This window comes from Comamonas sp., assembly GCF_036643215.1.
Classification (GTDB): domain Bacteria; phylum Pseudomonadota; class Gammaproteobacteria; order Burkholderiales; family Burkholderiaceae_C; genus Comamonas.
In genome coordinates this window covers 1-20,620 of record NZ_JAVXSJ010000032.1, presented here as the reverse complement: position 1 = coordinate 20,620, position 20,620 = coordinate 1, and the positions used below count along the sequence as shown (strand labels likewise).

Genomic DNA, 20,620 nt, shown 5'->3' with positions numbered 1-20,620 from the left:
TACTGAGGTCAAGACGCAGATTCTAGCCGCAAATTGGCAGCTTTCAGCACAAAGATGGGTCAGGCCGTTTCCTTCTTGATACGAAACACCGCCGCATACATGGCTGGCAGCGCCAGCAGCGTGAGAACGGTTGCCACAATCAGCCCGCCCATGATGGCTACCGCCATAGGGCCCCAGAACACGCTGCGTGACAGCGGAATCATGGCCAGCACTGCAGCAGCAGCCGTCAGAACGATGGGGCGCAGACGGTGAACCGCCGCTTCCACAATCGCATCCCACGCGGGCACGCCCTGCGCACGTCCGGTCTCGATCTGGTCAATCAAGATGACGGAGTTGCGCTGAATCATGCCCATCAAGGCCACCACACCCAGCAGCGCCACAAAGCCAAACGGGCGATTCAGCAGCAGCAAGGCCGCAGCCACACCCGGCACACCCAGCGGGCCAGTGATAAACACCAGCAGCGAGCGGCTGACGCTGCGCAGCTGCAGCATGAGCAGCGTAAACGTCAGGAACAGCAGCACAGGAATACCCGCCACGATAGCACCCGCGCCCTTGGAGCTTTCCTCCACCGCGCCGGCGACTTCGATGCGATAGCCAACATCACCGGCAGCATGCCAAGTCGCCTCCATCTTGCGCAGCTGCGGCAGCAATTCATTGGTGAGCGTCGCACCCTGCAGGCCTTCGCGCACATCGCCCTGGACGGTGATGGCGAAGTTGCGCTTTTCGCGCCACATCACACCTGGCTCCCAAACCATGGCAGGCTTGGCGATCTGCGTGAGCGGAATCGACTTGCCGCCACTGGTGGTCACATAAACGCCAGCAATATCCGTGATGGCGTCACGATCTTGCTTGGGCGTGCGCATCACGATATCGATGAGCTTGTCGCCCTCGCGAAACTGGCCCACGGTGGTGCCGCTGAAGTTCATGCCGGTGGCTTCGGCAATCGACTGGCTGGTCACCCCCAGGGCGCGCGCCTTGTCCTGATCGACCTGCAGACGAATAACTTTGACGGACTCGTTCCAGTTATCGTTCACGCCGCGCATATCGGCGTTGTCCTGCATCAGCTTTTTGACGTTATCGGCATAAGTGCGCAGCTTGGCAGGGTCGGCACCCATCACCCGAAACTGCACCGGATACTGCACTGGCGGACCATTGGGCAGCAGCTTGGAGCGGGCCCGCACCTCGGGAAACTCCTCAGCCATCAAGGCCGGCAGTTTTTTGCGAATTTCTTCCCGAGCCTTCAGGTCCTTGGCTACCAGAATGAACTGGGAGACGTTGTTCTGCGGAAACACCTGATCCAGCGGCAGATAAAAGCGTGGCGCACCAGAGCCTATCCATTCGCTGACCGAGTCCACACCGTCCAGCTCCAAAAAGCGCTTTTCCACGCGCAGCGTCACTTCCTTGTTGGCACTGAGTGCCGTGCCTTCGGGGAACCAGATATCGACCAGTACCTCGGGGCGGCTGGAGTCGGGGAAAAACTGCTGCTGCACCTTGCCCATTCCCACCAGCCCCAGCACAAACACCAGCACCGTGGCCCCAATCGTCAGCCAGCGGTGCTGCACACACCAGTTCACCATGCGGCGAAAGCGGTTGTAGAACGGCGTATTGAACAGCTCATGCTCACCGGCATTGGTGTTGATGCCTGCTTCTTCAGCAGATACCTCGCCAGAGGCCACCTCGGGTGGCAGCTTGGCAGCATGTGGCGGCTTCTTGAGCAGCAGCAGACCCAGATAGGGCACGAAGTAGACCGAGGCAAACCAGCTGAGCACCAGCGCAATCACCGTCACAGCGAAGATGGCAAAGGTGTATTCACCCGTCATGGACTTGGCCATGCCAATGGGCAAAAAGCCCGCTGCCGTAATCAGCGTACCGGTCAGCATGGGCTTGGCCGTGATTTCATAGGCAAAAGTGGCTGCGCGGTACTTGTCGTAGCCCTCTTCCATCTTGCGCACCATCATCTCCACGGAAATGATAGCGTCGTCCACCAGCAGGCCCAGCGCAATGATGAGCGAGCCCAGTGACACCTTGTGCAGCCCGATATCCCAGTACCACATGGCAAGAAAAGTGGCCGCCAGCACCAGCGGAATGGTGATGCCCACCACCAGACCGGGGCGCGGGTCGATATACCAGCGCCTCCATAGCGGATTTTGGCCCTGACGTCTGTGCAGACCCAGGCTCAGAAAGCTCACAGCCAGCACCACGACCACGGCCTCGACCAGCACCTGCAGGAACTCGCTGACCGAATCGGCCACCGCCTTGGGCTGGTTCTGCATATTGTTCAGCATCACGCCCACGGGCAGATTCTTGGCGATGCGATCTGTCGTCAGCGTCAGCGCCTTGCCCAGGGCAATGATGTCGCCGCCCTTGACCATGGAGACACCCAGCGCCACCGTAGGCTCACCCTGAAAGCGCACCATCACATTGGCGGGATCGGCGTAGCCACGGCGCACCTCGGCAATATCACCCAGCCTGAACTGGGCACCGCCCGGGCCGGCAATCGGCATATCGCGCAGCTGATTCAGATCGTTGAACTGACCTTGCACGCGCAGCACGATGGTTTCAGCAGGCGTTTGCAGCATGCCAGCCGATGCCACGGCGTTTTGCTGGTTGAGCTGGTCCAGCACCTGCTTCAGGTTCAGCCCCATCTGCGTGGCACGGTGTGACAGCTCAACGTAGACCTTCTCGTCCTGCACGCCAAACTGCTCCACCTTGGCCACATCGGGCACCTGCAGCAGTTGCAGACGCACATCGTCAGCCAGCGTTTTCAGTTCTGCGTAGCTGAAGCCCTTGGCCTGCAGCGCGTAAATCACGCCATAGACATCGCCAAAATCATCGTTAAAAAACGGCCCCTGTACGCCCTGCGGCAAGGTGTAGCGCATATCGCCCACTTTTTTGCGCACCGTGTACCAGACCTGTGGCACCTCTTTGGGCGGAGAGCTGTCTTTAAGCTGGAAGATGACCTGCGACTCACCTGGCTTGGAGTAGCTGCTGATCTTGTCGGCATAGGGCACCTCTTGAAGAGTGCGCTCTATCTTGTCGGTGACCTGCTGGGCCACCTGCTCAGCCGTGGCACCGGGCCAGTAGGTACGAATGACCATGGCACGGAAGGTAAACGGCGGGTCTTCATCCTGCCCTAACTGGAAGAATGCCGCAAAGCCCAGCAGCATCAGCACGACGATGAAGTAGCGCGTCAACGCCACATGATCGAGTGCCCAGCGGGAAAGATTGAAGTGCGAACCGCCTGTCTTATGCTTGTCTCCGCCGCTCATTTGCCAGCCTCCACGGCTGCTGCTGGCTGCGCCTTCGCTTCTGTTTCAGGAGCTGCTTGCGTTACTCCTGCCTGCGCTTGAGGCTGGTTAGGCTGTGAATTTTGAGCCGGCTTGGCATATTTATCACGGTACACCGTGACCTTTTGTCCCGGCGTCAGCACATGCACACCCGTGGCCACCACCTGCATACCCGGCTGCAGGCCTGAGGCAATCACCGCCTCGTTGCCATCCGCTGCACCAACTTGCACCGGTTGCAGCTTGACGGAGCCACTGGCCGCGTCATACAGCCACACCGCCGTGCCCTGGCCCTTGTCACCTTCCTGGCGCAAAGCCGTGGTCGGCAGCTTGATAACCTGCGCACCCACCGCCTCCTTGCCTGCGCCCATGCCTTCGGGCATGACCTGCACAGTTGATCCCAGCGCGGGCAAATCGGCACCCTGCAGGGCGGCTTTCACCAGATAGGTGCGCGTTGCCGCATCAGCACTGGCAGCGACCTCGCGCACCTGTGCGTCAATCAGGCGAGATTCATCAGACCAGGGGCGCACCTTGACGGCCTGCCCGGGCTTGATGGCGCTACGGCGGTCTTCGGGTACGTTAAACACCGCATCCCGCGCGCCATCGAGTGCAATGCGCACCACGGGCGTGCCTGCGCTTACGACCTGGCCGGGCTCGGCATCCACGCTGGTGACCACGCCATCAGCATCCGCCAGCAGCTGAGTGTAATTTTCTTGATTGGACTGGCTGGACAGCTGCGCCTTGGCTTGGTCCAGCGATGCCTGAGCAGCCTTCAAATTGGCCTCATAGCGCTCCATCTCGGCGGCGCTGATGAAGTTCTGCGCCCTCAGCGTGCGAAAGCGCCTGGCATTGGCATCAGCCAAGTCGCGCTGTGTGGTGGCAGATGACAGCTGGGCACGCGCGGCATCGGCGCTGAGCTGGTAGTCACGTGCATCCAGCCGCGCCAGCACCTGACCCGCCTTGACATGCTGGCCCAGCTCCACCTCGCGCTTGGTGACCTTGCCTGCGACGCGAAAGCCCAAACGAGACTCCACCTTGGCACGGACATCGCCCGAATACTCTTGAGCCGCTTCAATCGCGCCCTCGCCCACCGTCACCAGTTTGACTGCACGAACCGGCTCAGGCAGAGGCTCTTTCTTGGAGCAGGCCGATAACATGGCCGCAGCAGCCACGATAGAAAGGGCCAGCAAAGGAGCAGCATTCCTGCGCGATGAAACCGACACTGCAAAACGACGAGAAGACGAAACAGCCATGGTGTCCTGGGCTTAAAAAAGAAGAAAAGCGCAGCTACCGGGCAGGCCGCTGCACCAAAGTCAGCGCTGATTGTGCACGCTCGTACGCTTTTACGCCGTCTTTTTATCGGCCAGCAACCAGCCTTGGCGCAGCTCAGTCCACAATACGGGCCGTGAACCATACGCCCCCCGCAAGCCCCGCGCCCCATGAGCCGGGCAGCATCACGCACTACGAAAATTTCCCCGTCGCATCGTGGCTGTGCCCACCCCAGTTGCGCCCGCCCATTGCGGCCATCTACCACTTTGCGCGCACCGCCGACGATCTGGCCGACGAGGGTGACTTCAGCACCGAGCAGCGCCTGCTCACGCTGCAGCAATACGCGACTGACCTGCAGCACATAGGCACAGCTGGTGAAGCCACCATGCTGGCCCGCACCGCCTGGCCCCAGGTTTTTGGCCCGCTGGCCGCACAGGTGCAGGCGCACCAGTTGCCCAAGCAATTGCTGGCCGACTTGCTCAGCGCCTTTGATCAGGATGTGCGCATGACGGGCGCGCAGACTCGCTACACCGACATGGCCCAGCTACTGGACTATTGCCGGCGCTCGGCCAACCCCATCGGACGGCTGCTGCTGCATCTGTATGGCGTGGGCCATGCCAAGGCACTGATTCAAAGCGACGCCATTTGCACAGCGCTGCAGCTCATCAACTTCTGGCAGGACTTGAGTCAAGACTTGCCGCGCCAGCGCCATTACTTGCCAGACGCCGACCTGGCCCGCCATGGTCTTGCGCGAAGCGCTATCAAACCCGAAGCTACAGCGCTGACGCCCGCGCTGCAGACGCTGCTGGATGAACTCAACCGCCAGGCCCGCAGCCTGATGAACCATGGCGCGCCGCTGGTGCATCAACTGCCCGGCCGCGCGGGCTGGGAGCTGCGTCTGGTGGTGCAAGGCGGGCTGCGCATTCTGAACAAGCTCGACGCCATGCAGGGGAGCAACCTCTACCAGCGCATCAAGCTGGGCAAGAAAGATGTGCCGGCCATGCTCTGGCAAGCCCTCATCATGCCCGCCTGAAATTCAAGTAAAAATAGCTGATAGCCCTTTATAGATAAGCGCTAGCAGCTATCAAATTAAAAGTACGAGCTGCAGTTTTGACTATGCGCAAGCAGCGCATTGCACTCTTGTGCCCGCCAGACACCCTTGCCATGTGACAATGCTCCCCCTATGAATCCGGATCAGTACGTCCAAGACAAAGCAGCGTCCTCGGGCAGCAGCTTTTACTACGCCTTCCTCTTTTTGCCCAAGGAGCGTCGCGCCGCTATCACGGCTTTTTATGCCTTCTGCCGCGAAGTGGATGACGTAGTCGATGAGGTCACCGACCCCGGCGTCGCCGCCACCAAGCTCGCATGGTGGAAGAGTGAAGTGCACAAAGGCTTTAGCGGTCAGTCCAATCATCCCGTGATGCTGGCGCTGATGCCCCACGCCAAGACCTATGGCATTGAAGAGCGCCATCTGCAAGGCGTGATCGAAGGCTGCCAGATGGATCTGGACCAGACCCGCTATCTGGACTATGCCGGTCTGCAGCGCTACTGCCATCTGGTGGCAGGCGTGGTAGGCGAAGTCGCAGCACGCATCTTTGGCCAGACCGACGAGCGCACCACCGAATACGCCCACACGCTGGGGCAGGCGCTGCAGCTCACCAACATCATTCGTGATGTGGGCGAAGACGCCATGCGCGGCCGCATCTACCTGCCCATCAGCGATCTGCAGCAATTCGACGTGAAGGCCCACGAGATTACCAAGCGCGAATATTCAGACCGCTTTACCGCGCTGATGCGTTTTCAGGCCGAGCGCGCTCATGGCCTGTATGACAAGGCTTTCTCGCTACTGCCCGACGCTGACCGCCGTGCCCAAAAGCCCGGCCTGATGATGGCCAGCATCTATCGCACCCTGCTGCGCGAGATTGAGTCCGAGAACTTTCAGGTGCTGCACCAGCGCATCAGCCTCACGCCACTGCGCAAGCTCTGGCTGGTCTGGAAGATGCAGGCCCTGGGCCGCATGTAATCGCAGCCATGCAAGTTGCCATCATCGGTGGCGGCTGGGCCGGCATGGCCGCCGCAGTACAGCTCTCGCTCAGCGGCCATCAGCCCACAGTTTTTGAAGCCAGCCGCCAACTGGGCGGTCGCGCGCGCAATCTGGATCTGCCCAGTGGCATAGAAGCCGACAACGGCCAGCACATTCTGATTGGCGCCTATGCCGACTGCCTGCGCCTGATGCGCATGGTTGGCACCGATCCAGAAAAGGCCTTGCTGCGCAAGCCGCTGGCCATGCACTATGCCGATGGCAGCGGCCTCTCCTTCCCCAACCTTCCCGCACCGCTGGATGCCTTGATCGGCATTGCCAGCGCCAGCGGCTGGTCGCTGCGCGAACGCGCTGCCCTGCTGGGCCGTGCCGTGCGCTGGCGTTTGCAGGGCTTTCGCTGTGCAGACACGGCCACGGTGGCAGATATCTGCACTGGCCTGCCCGGGCGGCTGCTTGATGAATTTATTGAGCCGCTATGCGTCTCGGCTCTGAACCTGCCCGCAGCGCAGGCCAGCGGCAGCATCTTTTTGCGCGTGCTGCACGATGCGCTGTTTGCAGGCACCGGCGGCTCTCACTTTCTGGTGCCGCGCTGCGGCTTGGGCGATTTGTTCCCCGTTCCCGCCGCGCAATGGCTGCAAAGCCAGGGCCACGCCGTGCACACGGCCAGCCGCATTCAAGAGCTGATCCCCCAAGGCCAGCAATGGCTGCTGCGCACAGCCAACCCCGCCATCGCCACAGCACTGGAGCAATCGCGCTTTGATGCTGTTCTGCTGGCCTGCCCACCCCATGAGGCCGCAAGGCTGGCCCTGCTGGCCGCCGAAGACGAACGCCTGCCCGCCCGAGACGGCGTGCACTACCAGAGCTGGGCACAAACCGCGCAGGCGCTTGAGCACACTGCCATTGCCACGGTTTACGCCCGCACCAGCCACCGCCTGACAGCTGCCATGCCTTGGCTGGCCCTGCACCCCGGCGAGTCGGCCCCCGCGCAGTTTGTGTTTGATCGCGGCCATCTGCACACCGAAGATGCTGCCCAGCAAGGCCTGATGGCCTTTGTCATCAGCGACTGCCGCACAGACCGCGAAGCGCTGCAGCAGCAGGTGCTGGAGCAAGCCCGCCAGCAACTGGGCTGGCAAGACATTGAAGCCGTGCAAACCGTGGTGGAAAAACGCGCCACTTTTGCCTGCACACCTGCGGTAGAGCGCCCCGAAAAGGCGCTGGGCCACGGCCTGTGGGCCTGCGGCGACTACATTGCTGGCCCCTACCCTGCCACGCTGGAAGGCGCCGTGCGCAGCGGCATGGCGGCGGCAGATGAACTAGTCAAAGCAGACCAGTCCTAAGCGTTAAGCCCCTCTCATCAGGGTATTCCTGATGCCTGAATAGTCCTGCTGCACCACGTTTGACAGCCGTTTGACAGCCACAGTTGCAACCATGGTTTGAGGGCTCACTCTCAGCCAAATAACACCAAAGCAACGGAGACAACATGGCATCCACGTTCAACCAATCCACCCGCGAAGTTCTGACCATCTCGCGCCGCCATCTGCTGACCGGTGCAGGCGCACTGGCCTGCAGCAGCTTGCTGCCCGGTGTGGCTCAGGCAGCCGATGACAGCTGGCCCAGCCGCCCGATTCGCTTTGTTGTGCCTTTCGCGCCCGGTGGCAGCTCTGAAATCGTGGCCCGCTCCACCGCGGCCGAACTCTCCAAGACGCTGGGTCAGAACGTGTTTGTGGACAACAAACCCGGCGCCGCAGGCAATATCGCCATGCAGGAAGTCGCGCGTGCAGAGGATCAGAGCACCGTCATCCTCGGTCACATCGGCACACTGGCCGTCAACCCGTATATCTTTGACAAGCTGTCCTGGGACCCAAAAAAGGACTTTGTACCCGTGAGTCTGCTGGCCAAGGTGCCTAGCCTGTATGTGGTGCACCCCGATCTGCCGGTCAAGAACATTGCCGATCTGGTGGCCTATGCCAAAAAGAACCCCGGCAAGCTGGGCTACGGCTCGGCCGGCAATGGCAGCGCAGGCCATCTGGCGTTTGAATACCTGAAGATGACGGCTGATATCTTCATGCTGCACGTGCCCTACCGCGGTACCGGCCCCATGATGACCGACCTGCTCTCTGGCCGTCTTGATGCCGCCGCCGTGGGCGCTGCTGCGCTGCTGCCGTTTATCAAGGCAGGCAAGGTGCGCTGCATTGCGACTGGCTCAACCAAGCGCTTGCCGCAACTGCCCGATGTACCGACGGTGGCCGAGCAAGGCTTCCCCGGTTTTGAAATGACACAGTGGTACGGCATGCTGGCCCCATCGACCCTGCCTCGCGCCCATGTAGACAAGCTGGCGGTTGAATGCGCCAAAGCCGTCAAGGCCCCCGATGCCCTCAAGCGCCTGCTGGGCGATGCGGCGGAACCCATTGGCAGCACGCCAGAGCAATTCGCCCAGTTCATCGCCACCGAGCAAAACCGCTGGCAAAAGGTGCTGAAGCGCGCGCAAGTCAAGCCGAGCTGAGCAAAAACGGGCGCAGCTCAAGCCAGAGATGCCGAGCAAGCGCCGCCGCGTAGCGAAGGCATCGTCCCCCTCCGGAGCTACGCGCCAGAGAGGGGGAGGGCGCAAAGCGCCTCAGGGGGTGTTAATTTCTCTCTATCCACCACTGAATAGCGATCTTGGCAACATAGCCAATAAAGCCAACGCCCAGACCCAGGCAGATCACAAAGGTGCCGAACTTTCCTGCCTTGGACTGGCGCGCCAGCTGCAGGATGATGAACACCATGAACAAGATGAAGGCGCCCACGCCCCAGGTCAGAAAAAAGTGGGCGATCTGCTCTTCCGTATAGCCAAATATCACGACAACCAGGTCCTTACAGCCTTGCCAGGCCCTGGTCGTGTGGCGCTCAGGCGGCAGGCTCTATCGGTTCATCCCTGGACGCAAATGCCGAGGCATCCACCAAGTCTCGATAAGCATGCCAGCTGGCATGGCCCAGCAAGGGCATCACAACCAACAGCCCCAGCAAATAGCTGCCAAGGCCCAGCAAAGTCAACAATACAATCAGCGCCGCCCACAGAGCCATAGGCCCCGGGTTAGCCAGAACCACGGACCAGCTGGTCAACACGGCCTGACGCACGGTCACTCGCCTGTCCAGCATCAGCGGCATGGCCACTACGCTGGACGCAAATATCGGAGCAGCCAGAAAGCTGCCCAAAGCCATCCATTGCATGAAGAGCTGACCATCCTTGGCCAGCACCACATGCGTAATGAAATCCTGCAGTGTCTCCACATGCACGGGCGACATCACGGTGATCAACGATGCGGAAATCAGCACCCAGCCCGTGGCCGCCAGCGCCAGCAGCGCACCAAACTTCACCATGCACCAGTACCCTCCCCGGCCCGTGGCATGGCAGCTTTGCCATTGAGTCCAGGTTTTGCGAATCAGATTCCAGTCCGCAGTCTCACCGCGCTCAATGGCCCGGCTGATGGCATACAGGCTGGTGGCCACCAGAGGCCCCACCACCAGAAAGCCAGACAAGGCTCCTGCCATCAACCAGAAGCGATTGTGCCCCACGGTCAGGATGACTGCACCAATCAGGATCAAGATGAGACCATGCGCCATGCTCATTAAAGGAGCGTTAGCAATGTCCCGCAAGGCTCTGGAAAGCCACACCAGCGGCTGATTCCAGGAGATGGTGTGCACCGGCGCCAGTGGTGGCGGGGTGAAAAGACAGGCGGTCTGGCAGGTAGGCATAGGCAATTCCTCTTCGCCGACCCGCGCACGCTCTCGCTCGTCAGGTCAACGATCTGCCAGCCCCTGACACAACTGCCAAAGGCTGGCGACTGTGACGTGGGGTTCAGGACCCACGCAAGGCCATGCTACCTGCTCACGGTTAAGCCACACCGCGTGCATACCCGCATCCATGGCGCCCTGCACATCCAGAGCGGCGTCATCGCCGATATGCAGCACATGCTCTGGCGCGACACCCACGGCATCGGCTGCGGCCTGAAAAAAGCGCACATCCGGCTTGGCCATGCCCGCACCGCTGGCCGACAGAGATGCCTTGAAGTGCTCACCAATGCCCACCACATTCACGTTGGCATTGCCGTTGGAAAGCGCCACGACTGGCCAGCGCTGCGAGAAGAACTGCAAGGCAGGCAATGCGTCGTCAAACAGATCCACTTGATGGCGTGCTGCAAAAAATTCATCGAATGCAGGCTCGGCCAGTGCCGGGTCGTCCCCAGCACGCGTCAGAGCCAGACGAATGGATTCGCGGCGCAGACCACTCAGGTCGGCTTTCAGATCAGGGCGCAGCGTCACAATTTCATGGCGCAGTGCCCGCACCGTCGCGGTATCACCCAGACTTTGGGCCGTGCTGGGCGCATGCTGCTCCAGCCAGCGCAGCAAAACGCCTTCGGCCTTGGCAATGGTGGGCCAGATGGGCCATAGCGTGTCATCCAGATCCAAGCTGATGGCACGAATCTGCCCGCTGGCGCGCAGTTGCTGCAGGGTTTCGATGGCGGGATTGATAGTCTCTTGAGCTTGCATACCCGCAAGGATAGCGGCAATGCAAACTCGCAGAGCTGCCACACTCTCTTCTTAGCTGACACAATTGCGCCATGCCTTCACGCTTTGCGCCCGAACCCAGCTTCCGCCACGATCAATCAGCCCGCACCGGCATTCTGCTGTGCAATCTAGGCACACCCGATGCCCCTACTGCCGCAGCCGTGCGCCCGTATCTGGCCCAGTTTCTGAGCGATGACCGAGTCGTCGAGATTCCCAAGCTCGCCTGGTGGCCGATTCTGCACGGCATCATCTTGCGCACGCGCCCGGCCAAATCTGCCGCCAAGTACGCCACGGTCTGGCATGAAAAAGACGGCTCCCCACTTCTGCACTGGACCACGCGCCAGGCCACACTGCTGCGCGGCTGGCTGGGCGAGCGCGGCCACAATGTGCAGGTGCTGCCCGCCATGCGCTATGGCAAGCCGTCCATCGAGGCTCAACTGGACACCCTCAAAAAAGAAGGCTGCACGCGCATTCTGATTTTGCCGCTGTACCCCCAGTACTCGGGCACAACCACGGCCAGCGTGTTTGATGCCGTGTATGACTGGGCAAAGACCCAGCGCCACATTCCTGAGCTGCGCTTTGTAAACCGCTACCACGACGATGCGGGCTATATCGACGCACTGGCCCAGCGCATCGAAGCGCACTGGCGCGGCCATGGCCGGGGGGAAAAGCTGGTGATGAGCTTTCACGGCGTGCCCGAGCGCACCCTGCACCTGGGCGACCCCTATCACTGCGAATCGCACAAAACCGCGCGCCTGCTGGCCGAGCGCCTGAAGCTCAATGCCGATCAGTATTTGGTCACCTTCCAGTCGCGATTTGGCAAGGCCAAGTGGCTGGAGCCCTATACCGAACCATCGCTGATTGCCTTGGCGCAGGCCGGAACCCAGCGCGTGGATGTGGTCTGCCCCGGCTTTACCAGCGACTGCCTTGAAACACTGGAAGAAATCAGCCAGGAAGCGCGCGAGGCCTTTCTGCACGCCGGCGGCAAGCAGTTTGAATACATAGGCTGCCTGAACGACAGCGCGCCATGGCTAACGGCCCTGAGCAATATTGCCCAGCAGCACATGCAGGGCTGGCCCACGCAGCGCGAGGACGATGCCGAACTCAAGGCCCGCGCCCAGCGCGCCAAGGCCATAGGTGCGCAGCAATAACTCGCGGCCAAGCGAACCGCTTTCCTTCCATTCTTGCAGGGCGAATAAGGCCCACGCTGAGCCAGCCGCCACCTCAACTTCAATCGCAACCTCGGCTGCAGCATGGGCAATCGCAAACCACAACCTGCACCGAGCCTGAACACCCACTCCTGATTCAATAGCTGCTAGCGCTTACCCATCAAGCGCTATACCGTTTATTGACTCTGATTTTTAGACAACGCCTCACCGCATCTGGTTTTCATGACCACAGGCAATAAGCAGACAAGTTCTTCATCGTTGGGCTGATCGCGGCAAGACAGGACAATAGAGGCATTGGGCATAGCCAAGCCCGCTTTACGACTCGGCATCGTCCGACTCCTGTCATGAAAAACTCTCTAACCATCTATTCGCTGGGTCTGGGCTTGGGCCTGACTGCCAGCAGTTGGGCGCTTGCCGCCCAGCCCCTGCTCACTCCCGAACAATTGCAGCCCCTGCTGCAGCAGGCCGACGTGCGCCTCATCGATATCCGCGACCCCAAAGCCTTTGAGGCCGGTCACATCGACAAGGCCGCTAACGCACCCTATGGCAAATGGCGCGGCCCTGCGACCAATCCCGGCGAGCTGCCCGATCAGCCCAAGCTGGTGGCGCTGGTGCAATCGCTGGGCCTGACGCCTGCGACCCACGCCGTGGTGATTTCCAGCGGTGCCGACGCCACGGACTTTGGCGCCACAGCCCGCGTGTATTGGACGCTCAAGAGCCTTGGCCTGAAAGAGCTGTCCATCGTCAATGGCGGCATGAAGGCATGGGAAGCCGCAGGCAAGCCGGTGGGCAAGACCACCCTGCAGATCACCCCCAGCAGCTACGCGCCCAGTTTTGACGCGAACTGGCTGGCCACGCAGCAAGATGTGGGCAAGCACGTAGACCTGTCCAACGCCGCACTGGTTGATTCGCGCCCCGATGCGTTCTATCAGGGCAAAACCCGCGCGCCTGCCGCCAAGCTGTCTGGCACTTTGCCCGGCGCGCAGCAGCTGGATTTCAACCAGTGGTTTGTGCCCGGCAGCACGCTGTTTGTCGATGCAGCAAAGGCCAAGACCATTGCCAGCCAGATCCAGCGCCAGCAAGGTCAGGACATGGTGGCCTTCTGCAACACCGGCCACTGGGCGGCTACAGACTGGTTTGGCCTGTCTGAAATGGCCGGCCTGCCCAATGTGAAGCTGTATGCAGGGTCCATGGTTGACTGGACGCAATCCAAGGATGCACCGCGCATGGCCAATCAGCCGGGTCGCGCTCAATCGCTGGCATACGACGCCCAGAAGTGGTGGGAAAAGAATTTTAAATAAAAACAGGCTCCAGCGCTTATGCATCAAGCGCTGGAAGCTATCAAATCAATACCAATAATGAAACGACTTCCCATTACGGCCCTGCTGGCCCTCTTCTTTGGCTGGCTGCTGTGGTCCGTCTCGGTGCGTCAGGCGGCCTTGTTTGCCGTGGGCATTGGCCTGGGTGCCGTGCTGGCTGGCAAGCGCTTTGGCTTCACCACCGGCTGGCGCATGCTGGTCGAGGAAAAAGACGGCAGCGGCATCTTTGGCCAGCTCTTGCTGCTGGCCCTGGCTGCAGCCCTCGCCATGCCCTTGCTGGGCCATTTTCCTGAACTGACTGCCGCACTTGGCCCACCCAGTATCAGCTTGCTGGTGGGTGCTTTTGTATTTGGTCTGTGCATGCAGATTGCCGACGGCTGCGGCAGCGGCACGCTGTACAAGGCGGGCATGGGCATACCGATGAACACAGCCATCTTGCCGCTGTTTGCCATTGGCAGCTTTGCGGGCAGCCTGCATCTGGGCTGGTGGCTGGACCTGGGCAATACCGCGCCCGTGGGCCTGGTCACCGAATGGGGCTGGGCACCGGCGCTGGTCACCACGCTGGCCGCACTGGCCGTAGTGGCAGCAGGCGTGGCGCTGTATGTCAAAAAAGCCAATGCGTCTCTTAACCGCCCTGCCAAGCCCCTGCTGGTGCGCAAGTGGCTGGTGGGCGCCGTGCTGCTGGCCGTGCTGGCTACGCTCAACCTCATCATTGCAGGCCAGCCCTGGGGCGTGGTCTATGGCTTTGGCCTGTGGGCCGCCAAGGTGGCCAATGCCACGGGTGCAATCGATCTGGCCAGCAACTGGTTCTGGAGCCAGCCCGGCAACGCCGCGCGCCTGCATGACACCGTGCTGCTGGATGTGACCAGCATCACCAATATCGGCATCCTGGGCGGCGCGCTGTGGATTGCTGCCGGCAAACCTGTGGCCGCCAAGGCGCTAACCGGCACGCAATGGATCGTGGCACTGGTCGCAGGGCTGGTGCTGGGCTATAGCTCGCGCTTGGCCTTTGGCTGCAATGTGGGCGCCATGCTCTCGGGCATTTCCACGGGCTCCATCCACGGCTGGATCTGGGTGCCTCTGGCATTTGCGGGCACCATCTTTGGCCTGCGCATTCGTCGCCACTTCGGCTTTTGAGCAAGGAACGCACCATGACTTCACAAACCACCTTGCGCGCTGCCTTCTGGGCGGTGCTCGTCGTCTTTCTGGCTTGGGATGTCCATAGCTCCCCCACCATTGACCTGCGCTTTGAAGCGCCGCTGATTGCAGCGGGTTCCGGCCAAGCCGCGCAGGGCGGCCACTGCTCCATGCCTGCTGGCAAGTAAAGCAGATCGCCAAGCACACTCATTAAAAAAGCCCTGTCATGTGCTTGCATGACAGGGCTTTTTTGTGCCGCTGAATTAATCCACGCGGGCGGCGACTACCGTGTCTGGAATTCCTTCAACCAATAGCCCAGCAGCCTCCCAGGCAGACAAGCCACCTTCCAGCGGGCGCACATCCCGAAAGCCTGCGCGCTGCAAGCGCTTGGCTACGGTAGCGGCTGATATTTCATTGGGGCAGTCGCAATACACCACCACGCCGTGGCGATGCTGATCGCTGGGCAGCAAATTTTCATAAGCCGCCTTGCCTTTTTTGCCACCCGCCATCCAGGAGTGCGCACCGGGGATATGGCCCATGTCAAACAGCATGGGCTCGCGCACATCAATCAGCGTGGGGCAGATTCCCTGCGCATGCAAATCGGCCAGCTCGCCCACAGAGATGCGCGGCATCTTGAGCGAGCGCACCACGCGCTGGCGCTGCAGCCATTTGCGGGTCAGAAAGACGGCAAAGGCCACCGTCAAAAGCAGCAGCCCCCATTTGCCCAGCGCCGTCAGCACATCCAGCAAATCCTGCACCGTGGTACTGAACAGCGAACCCAGAAACACGGCCGAGCCCACCCAGATCAGCGCGCCCAGAGTGTCAAATAGCAAAAAGGTGCGAAACGGCGTCCCCACCACCCCGGCCAGCGCGCTGGCAATCGAGGCAAAGCCGGGCACAAACTTGGCCACCAGCAAAGACTTGGCACCCCAGCGGCCGTACACAGATTCCGTCTGGCGAATACAGGCATCGGGCGAGAGCGAGATGCGGCAGATCTGCCCCAGCACCTTGTGCCCATAAGCTTTGCCCGCGTGATACCAGAGAACATCAGCAATCAGCGCCGCAGCCACGGCAAGCAGCGTCAGCAAGCCCAGCCGCGCCATGCTTGTACCCTCCAGCGCGCCCGTCACCACCAGCACCGGATAAGCCGGAATGGGCGCGCCCATCTGCTCAATCAGCACATTGAGAAAGACGATGCCGAAGCCGTATTCACGAATCAAATCCACCACAAAGCCCATGACTGCCACTCCTGCCCTGATCTTTCACTGAGAGTCCAGCGGGAATGCTAGCGAGCCGCCGAAATCCCAGCGCCAGTGGGGTTGTGTGTGCTGAAAAATCCGCAAGCGCTTTACTCCCACGCTCTTATCGCACTAAGCCTTGACACTTATTCGAACGAATAAGGAAAAGGGTTCAATTTATTAATTGAAATTTATCAAAAATAATTAAAACCATTTTCAATCATTAAAAACACCACATTTTTAATTTATTTATTTTGTATTTTTTAATGAATCAAGAAAATTCCTGCATTGATGTAATTTTTTATGCATCCAGAGAAATATTAATGCTGACCGGAAAAATATTGCGTGATGGCCAAAATGGCAATGGCTTGGTTTCTTCGAGCGGAGAGCGGTACGAGTTCACCATCGAGCAGCACTGGCGCTCTGATACGCCCCCAAAGCTAGGCGCAAGCGTCCATATTGAAGTCAATCCCATGGGGGATCTGATTTCTCTGTACGCCGTGGATATTCCGTCCGAAATGGGGCAAAAGCTCAAGCAGCTCAGCGACAAGGTTCAGGCAGACGGTTTACCCGCAGCCAAAGAGCTGACCCAACAATTGAGCAAGAACCTCCTCTCAACAATCGGCATCCCCCGCCTTGTCATTTTCGTGGGCTTGCTGCTGTCGTGGTATGCGCTCAACACCTTGGTCATTCAGGTCAGCGCCAGCTATTCCGTCAATCTCAATCTATTTCAAGTTCTTGGCTTTGCCGGTCAGGGCAACCTTGACTCTCTAGGCCGCAGGATGCCCAGCTCTGGCTTTTATGGATTTCTGGCCTGGGTCAGCGCGCTGATGCTGTTTTTACCCATGGTCTGGAAGCACCGCTTGGCGGTCTGGGGTGCTGCAGCTCCCTTGGTCTTCATGGTACTGAGCATGATTTCTGTGTGGATCAAGATTCGCTCCGGCTCTTCCGAGGCCCGCGAGCTTGCCAACGGCCTGGGCAACGCATTTGCCGCTCAGATGGCAGACCAAATGATGAAAGCCGTGATGCAAGCCATCTCCTTGGGGCTTGGCTTTTATGCCGCTCTGGCTTTCGCGATTGCTGGCGCCTTCATTGCTTTCAAGAAATCACGTTGATTTCCTCTCTCCCTTTGCTTATTCATAGAAATTGATTTCCATCATGAAATATCAGCTGATTCTGACTGCCATTTCTGCCGCTGTTGCACTGACTGCCTGCGGCAAATCCGAAACCGATGCGGGCAAGCAGGAAGCCGCCAAGCCCAGCCTGTCGGATGCAAGCAAGCACAAAGTGGAAGAAAAAGCCAAGGAAACCATTGCAGCCAAAGCACCACGCGGCGATCAGAGCAAGGCATTGACCGATTATGCAGAGCTGGACAGCGGTAAACAGCTGATGTTCCTGAATCTGACACTCAGCGGCATGCCAGCCGACTACGCGGCTATTGCAGGCAATATTTCCAGCAACTACAGCCGTGAAAGCGACAACTTCAAGAAAAACGACATGCTCAAGGCGCTCACGCCCGGCATCGACCAGGAAATCGAAGCTGCCAAGAGCCGCCGCTATGTCTATATGGATGTGAGCGACACCCCGCTGGAAACCTTTGACTTCAACCAGTCTGCCTTTCCCATGAAGCTACTGAGCTCTGGCTCGTACCGTTATTTCAACGACATCTACGGCTACAAGGCAGAGTTTGACCACATCGGTCCATTTGCCCTGCTCAAGGTCAGCGATGAGAACCAGGCCCGTGAGATCGAGCAGTTGCGCACCAAGTACCAACTGAAAGCACGTATTTATATGTTTGCCATGGATGTCCCTGTGGGTAGCAACAACGTGCGCTTCGAGCCCATGTCCATCGAAATTCGCGACAAGCAAGGCCGCGTGCTGGCTACTGCCAAGCCCTAAGCTCTTCTGACACACTGATTGTTCTTGTGTTTGACGCTGCCACGCCTCTCAGGCTTGGCAGCTTTTTTGTGTCGTCCGTCACAGCCTCACTGCACAAGCATCTGCGCTGCCGTGCTCATGAAAGATACGGCCATCGGAATATGGAGAAAAACCCAAATAAGCAACGAACGCTTTGTCGTAGAGAATGACCCATCATCTCGAATTTATTTGCCATGACTCTTCCTGACAACTTTGGACTTGAATTGGCCAGCCGGCTGGCGCTGCATGAGGCATTGCTGGAAAACCTCTACACCAACCTGCTGCGAAAAATGCCCGATGCGCAGGAGCGCTGGAAGGGCTTTGAAGAGATGCTGGTGCATGCCATGGGCGAGCTGCAGCCGCCGCGCGAGTTGCAGTCCGAAGATGAGAAGCAATGGCTGGAGCAGCAACGCGCCATGTCCCAGTTACTGGCAAAGCAGTTTGTGGCCCGGGTCGCCAGCCATCAGGTATGGGACGAAAAACCCGTTCAAGCGTAATCACTGCTTGCGCTAGCAGCTATTAAAAAAGGATCACCTCGGTGATCCTCTTTGCTTGATGCATGCAGGCACTCAATCGCGCTTCTTGTCCAGCTCCAGCAAGCGTACGGCATTGTCTTTGAGAATACCGGGCATGACTTCGGGCTTGAAGCCGGCGACCTCGAAGTCCTTCATCCATCGCTCTGGCGTGATCAGCGGAAAGTCACTACCGAACAGCACACGATCCTTGAGCAAGGTGTTGGCGTATTGCACCAGCTGCTTGGGGAAGTACTTGGGACTCCAGCCCGAGAGGTCGATCCAGACATTCGGCTTGTGCAACGCCACCGAAATCGCCTCGTCCTGCCAAGGGAAGCTGGGGTGGGCCATGACGATTTGCATATCGCCAAAGTCCACGGCCACATCGTCCAGCAGCATGGGGTTGCTGTAGGCAAGACGAAGGCCACCGCCACACTTCATGCCACTGCCAATGCCGCTGTGCCCTGTGTGAAAGATGGCGGGCAGCTTGTAGTGGTTGATGACTTCATAAATCGGCCACGCCATGCGGTCGTAGGGGTGAAAGCCCTGCACCGTGGGGTGAAACTTGAAGCCTTTGACGCCGCACTCCGTAATCAATCGCTCGGCCTCGCGCGCGCCCATCTTGCCTTTGTGAGGGTCAATGCTGGCAAAGGCCACCATCATGTCGCTGTTCTCGCGTGCGGCGTCGGCAATTTCTTCGTTCGGGATGCGGCGGCGGCCCAGCTGCGCTTCGCTATCTACGGTGAACATCACCAGGCCGATCTTGCGCTCGCGGTAGTAGGCAATGGTCTCGGCAATGGTGGGACGCAGCGCACTGCCAAAGTACTTGTCGGCGGCTCGGTCGTATTCCTCACCATAGCTGTCAAAAGGGTTGCGGCAGCTGACTTCGGCATGGGTGTGAAAGTCAATGGCGATCAGGTCTTGATGGTTCATGAGTGCGGCCTGTTCAGGTCTCAATTAGATATTTCTCATAACTATAAAAACAAACAGAAGCGGTATCACCAAGGGCTATCCCTAGCTTCTGCAGCAATTACGCCAGGCTTTCTTTCGTCCATAAAAAAATCCCCTGTTCAATAACATGAACAGGGGATGTGAATGCAACGGGCTCCATGCGTGAAGTACCCGCAGCAGGCTAGGAAATACGATCAGGCGGCGGCAGCCTCTCTCGCCTGTTTAGCGTCCGACATGCGCTTGAGCACGCGAGGAACGATCAGCACCGACAGCACAATGATGATCAGCGTCAGCGACATGGGGCGCTGCAGGAAGATCCACCAGCTGCCTTCGCCAATCGACACCGCATTGCGCATCTGCGCTTCTGCCAGAGGGCCCAGAATCATGCCGACCACCACAGGTGCTGTGGGGAAGTCAAAGCGACGCATGATCACGCCCAGCACGCCAATGCCGTAGAGCAGGAACAGATCGAATGCGCTCTGGCGCATGCCGTAAGCACCCACCGTTGCGAAGATCAAGATGCCGGCGTACAGCTGAGGGCGTGGAATCTTCAGCAGCTTGACCCACAGGCCGACCATGGGCAGGTTCAGCACCAGCAGCATCACGTTGCCGATGTACAGCGATGCAATCAGTGCCCAGACCAGAGCGGCCGAGGTCGTGAACAGTTGCGGGCCGGGGTTGATGCCGTAGTTCTGGAATGCGCCCAGCAGCACCGCAGTGGTGTTGCTGGTAGGAATGCCCAGTGTCAGCAGAGGAATCAGCGCAGCCGTCACCGTGGCGTTGTTGGCGGCTTCAGGGCCGGCCACACCTTCAATAGCGCCTTGCTTGCCAAACTCAGCCTTGTCTTCACCCTTGGCCAGCTTCTTTTCGGTCGCATAGCTCAGGAAGGTAGGGATCTCGGTACCACCAGCGGGAATACAGCCAAACGGTGTACCGATGACGGTGCCGCGAATCCAGGCAGGAACAGAACGCTTCCAGTCGCGCTTGGTCATGTGCACGCGGGTCAGCTTGTTCTGCGATTCTTCAACCTTGCCTTCGTAGATGGCGGCATACAGCACTTCAGCCACGGCAAACAGGCCCACGGCCACCAGCACGATGTCGATACCGTCCAGCAGTTCCATCTTGCCGCCGGTGTAACGGGCAGCGCCAGAGATCTGGTCCATGCCAATGCAGCCAGCAGCCAGACCGACAAACAGCGCCGTCATACCGCGCAGCGAGCTTTGACCCAGCACCGC

19 protein-coding genes are annotated in these 20,620 nt (G+C 59.6%); 11 read left to right on the top strand and 8 right to left on the bottom strand.

Going from position 1 to position 20,620, the window contains the following annotated elements; translation table 11 throughout:
• Positions 1-59: 59 nt before the first annotated feature.
• Both RSF91_RS16910 and RSF91_RS16905 read right to left on the bottom strand, forming a co-directional pair.
• A complete protein-coding gene (locus RSF91_RS16910; RefSeq protein ID WP_332569518.1) occupies positions 60-3,269 on the bottom strand; it encodes an efflux RND transporter permease subunit in 3,210 nt (1,069 codons plus the stop codon).
• Positions 3,266-4,441, bottom strand: a complete 1,176-nt coding sequence (locus RSF91_RS16905; protein WP_332569523.1) for an efflux RND transporter periplasmic adaptor subunit — start codon at positions 4,439-4,441, stop codon at positions 3,266-3,268. Before RSF91_RS16905 ends, RSF91_RS16910 begins: the two co-directional genes overlap by 4 nt.
• 239 nt (positions 4,442-4,680) lie before the next feature.
• Here RSF91_RS16905 and hpnC point away from each other — a divergent pair, with 239 nt between their 5' ends.
• From hpnC to RSF91_RS16885, 4 genes are all read left to right on the top strand, one after another.
• A complete protein-coding gene (gene hpnC, locus RSF91_RS16900; RefSeq protein ID WP_332569522.1) occupies positions 4,681-5,586 on the top strand; it encodes a squalene synthase HpnC in 906 nt (301 codons plus the stop codon).
• Positions 5,587-5,736: 150 nt separating this feature from the next.
• The gene (gene hpnD, locus RSF91_RS16895; protein ID WP_332569517.1) at positions 5,737-6,576 is read left to right on the top strand and encodes a presqualene diphosphate synthase HpnD; all 840 of its coding nucleotides are present in this window, start codon (positions 5,737-5,739) and stop codon (positions 6,574-6,576) included.
• A gap of 8 nt (positions 6,577-6,584) precedes the next feature.
• Entirely contained in the window at positions 6,585-7,931 is a 1,347-nt protein-coding gene (hpnE, locus tag RSF91_RS16890) for a hydroxysqualene dehydroxylase HpnE (protein WP_332569516.1), read from the top strand.
• Positions 7,932-8,074: 143 nt separating this feature from the next.
• Entirely contained in the window at positions 8,075-9,097 is a 1,023-nt protein-coding gene (locus tag RSF91_RS16885) for a Bug family tripartite tricarboxylate transporter substrate binding protein (protein WP_332569515.1), read from the top strand.
• Positions 9,098-9,218: 121 nt separating this feature from the next.
• Here RSF91_RS16885 and RSF91_RS16880 read toward each other — a convergent pair whose 3' ends face one another.
• Genes RSF91_RS16880 through RSF91_RS16870 form a run of 3 tightly spaced genes read right to left on the bottom strand, consistent with a single transcriptional unit; the run spans position 9,219 to position 11,124 of the window.
• Complete coding sequence (locus tag RSF91_RS16880; protein WP_332569514.1) at positions 9,219-9,434, bottom strand: DUF2788 domain-containing protein; 216 nt, start codon at positions 9,432-9,434, stop codon at positions 9,219-9,221.
• 46 nt (positions 9,435-9,480) lie between these two features.
• Positions 9,481-10,329, bottom strand: a complete 849-nt coding sequence (locus RSF91_RS16875) for a DUF2189 domain-containing protein (RefSeq protein ID WP_332569513.1) — start codon at positions 10,327-10,329, stop codon at positions 9,481-9,483.
• A 45-nt stretch (positions 10,330-10,374) separates the two neighbouring features.
• The gene (locus RSF91_RS16870) at positions 10,375-11,124 is read right to left on the bottom strand and encodes an HAD family hydrolase (RefSeq protein WP_332569512.1); all 750 of its coding nucleotides are present in this window, start codon (positions 11,122-11,124) and stop codon (positions 10,375-10,377) included.
• Positions 11,125-11,195: 71 nt separating this feature from the next.
• Between RSF91_RS16870 and hemH the strand changes: the two genes are divergently transcribed.
• The 4 genes from hemH to RSF91_RS16850 all read left to right on the top strand — a co-directional run bounded on the left by hemH (position 11,196) and on the right by RSF91_RS16850 (position 14,955).
• Entirely contained in the window at positions 11,196-12,293 is a 1,098-nt protein-coding gene (gene hemH, locus RSF91_RS16865; RefSeq protein ID WP_332569511.1) for a ferrochelatase, read from the top strand.
• A gap of 362 nt (positions 12,294-12,655) precedes the next feature.
• Entirely contained in the window at positions 12,656-13,612 is a 957-nt protein-coding gene (locus RSF91_RS16860) for a sulfurtransferase (RefSeq protein WP_332569510.1), read from the top strand.
• A gap of 57 nt (positions 13,613-13,669) precedes the next feature.
• The gene (locus RSF91_RS16855; protein WP_332569509.1) at positions 13,670-14,767 is read left to right on the top strand and encodes a YeeE/YedE thiosulfate transporter family protein; all 1,098 of its coding nucleotides are present in this window, start codon (positions 13,670-13,672) and stop codon (positions 14,765-14,767) included.
• Between the two features lie 14 nt (positions 14,768-14,781).
• Entirely contained in the window at positions 14,782-14,955 is a 174-nt protein-coding gene (locus tag RSF91_RS16850) for a hypothetical protein (RefSeq protein WP_332569508.1), read from the top strand.
• A gap of 75 nt (positions 14,956-15,030) precedes the next feature.
• Here RSF91_RS16850 and RSF91_RS16845 read toward each other — a convergent pair whose 3' ends face one another.
• Positions 15,031-16,005, bottom strand: a complete 975-nt coding sequence (locus RSF91_RS16845) for a rhodanese-like domain-containing protein (RefSeq protein WP_332569507.1) — start codon at positions 16,003-16,005, stop codon at positions 15,031-15,033.
• A 368-nt stretch (positions 16,006-16,373) separates the two neighbouring features.
• Here RSF91_RS16845 and RSF91_RS16840 point away from each other — a divergent pair, with 368 nt between their 5' ends.
• From RSF91_RS16840 to RSF91_RS16830, 3 genes are all read left to right on the top strand, one after another.
• Complete coding sequence (locus tag RSF91_RS16840; RefSeq protein WP_332569506.1) at positions 16,374-17,120, top strand: hypothetical protein; 747 nt, start codon at positions 16,374-16,376, stop codon at positions 17,118-17,120.
• A 43-nt stretch (positions 17,121-17,163) separates the two neighbouring features.
• The gene (locus RSF91_RS16835) at positions 17,164-17,904 is read left to right on the top strand and encodes a hypothetical protein (protein ID WP_332569505.1); all 741 of its coding nucleotides are present in this window, start codon (positions 17,164-17,166) and stop codon (positions 17,902-17,904) included.
• Between the two features lie 212 nt (positions 17,905-18,116).
• On the top strand, positions 18,117-18,419 hold the full coding sequence (locus tag RSF91_RS16830; protein WP_332569504.1) for a hypothetical protein: 303 nt from the start codon (positions 18,117-18,119) through the stop codon (positions 18,417-18,419).
• A gap of 72 nt (positions 18,420-18,491) precedes the next feature.
• Here the strand turns inward: RSF91_RS16830 and RSF91_RS16825 are convergent, their stop codons facing one another.
• A complete protein-coding gene (locus RSF91_RS16825) occupies positions 18,492-19,367 on the bottom strand; it encodes an amidohydrolase family protein (RefSeq protein ID WP_169107965.1) in 876 nt (291 codons plus the stop codon).
• Between the two features lie 212 nt (positions 19,368-19,579).
• The coding region (locus tag RSF91_RS16820) for a tripartite tricarboxylate transporter permease (protein ID WP_332569503.1) at positions 19,580-20,620 on the bottom strand (1,041 nt) is incomplete at its 5' end.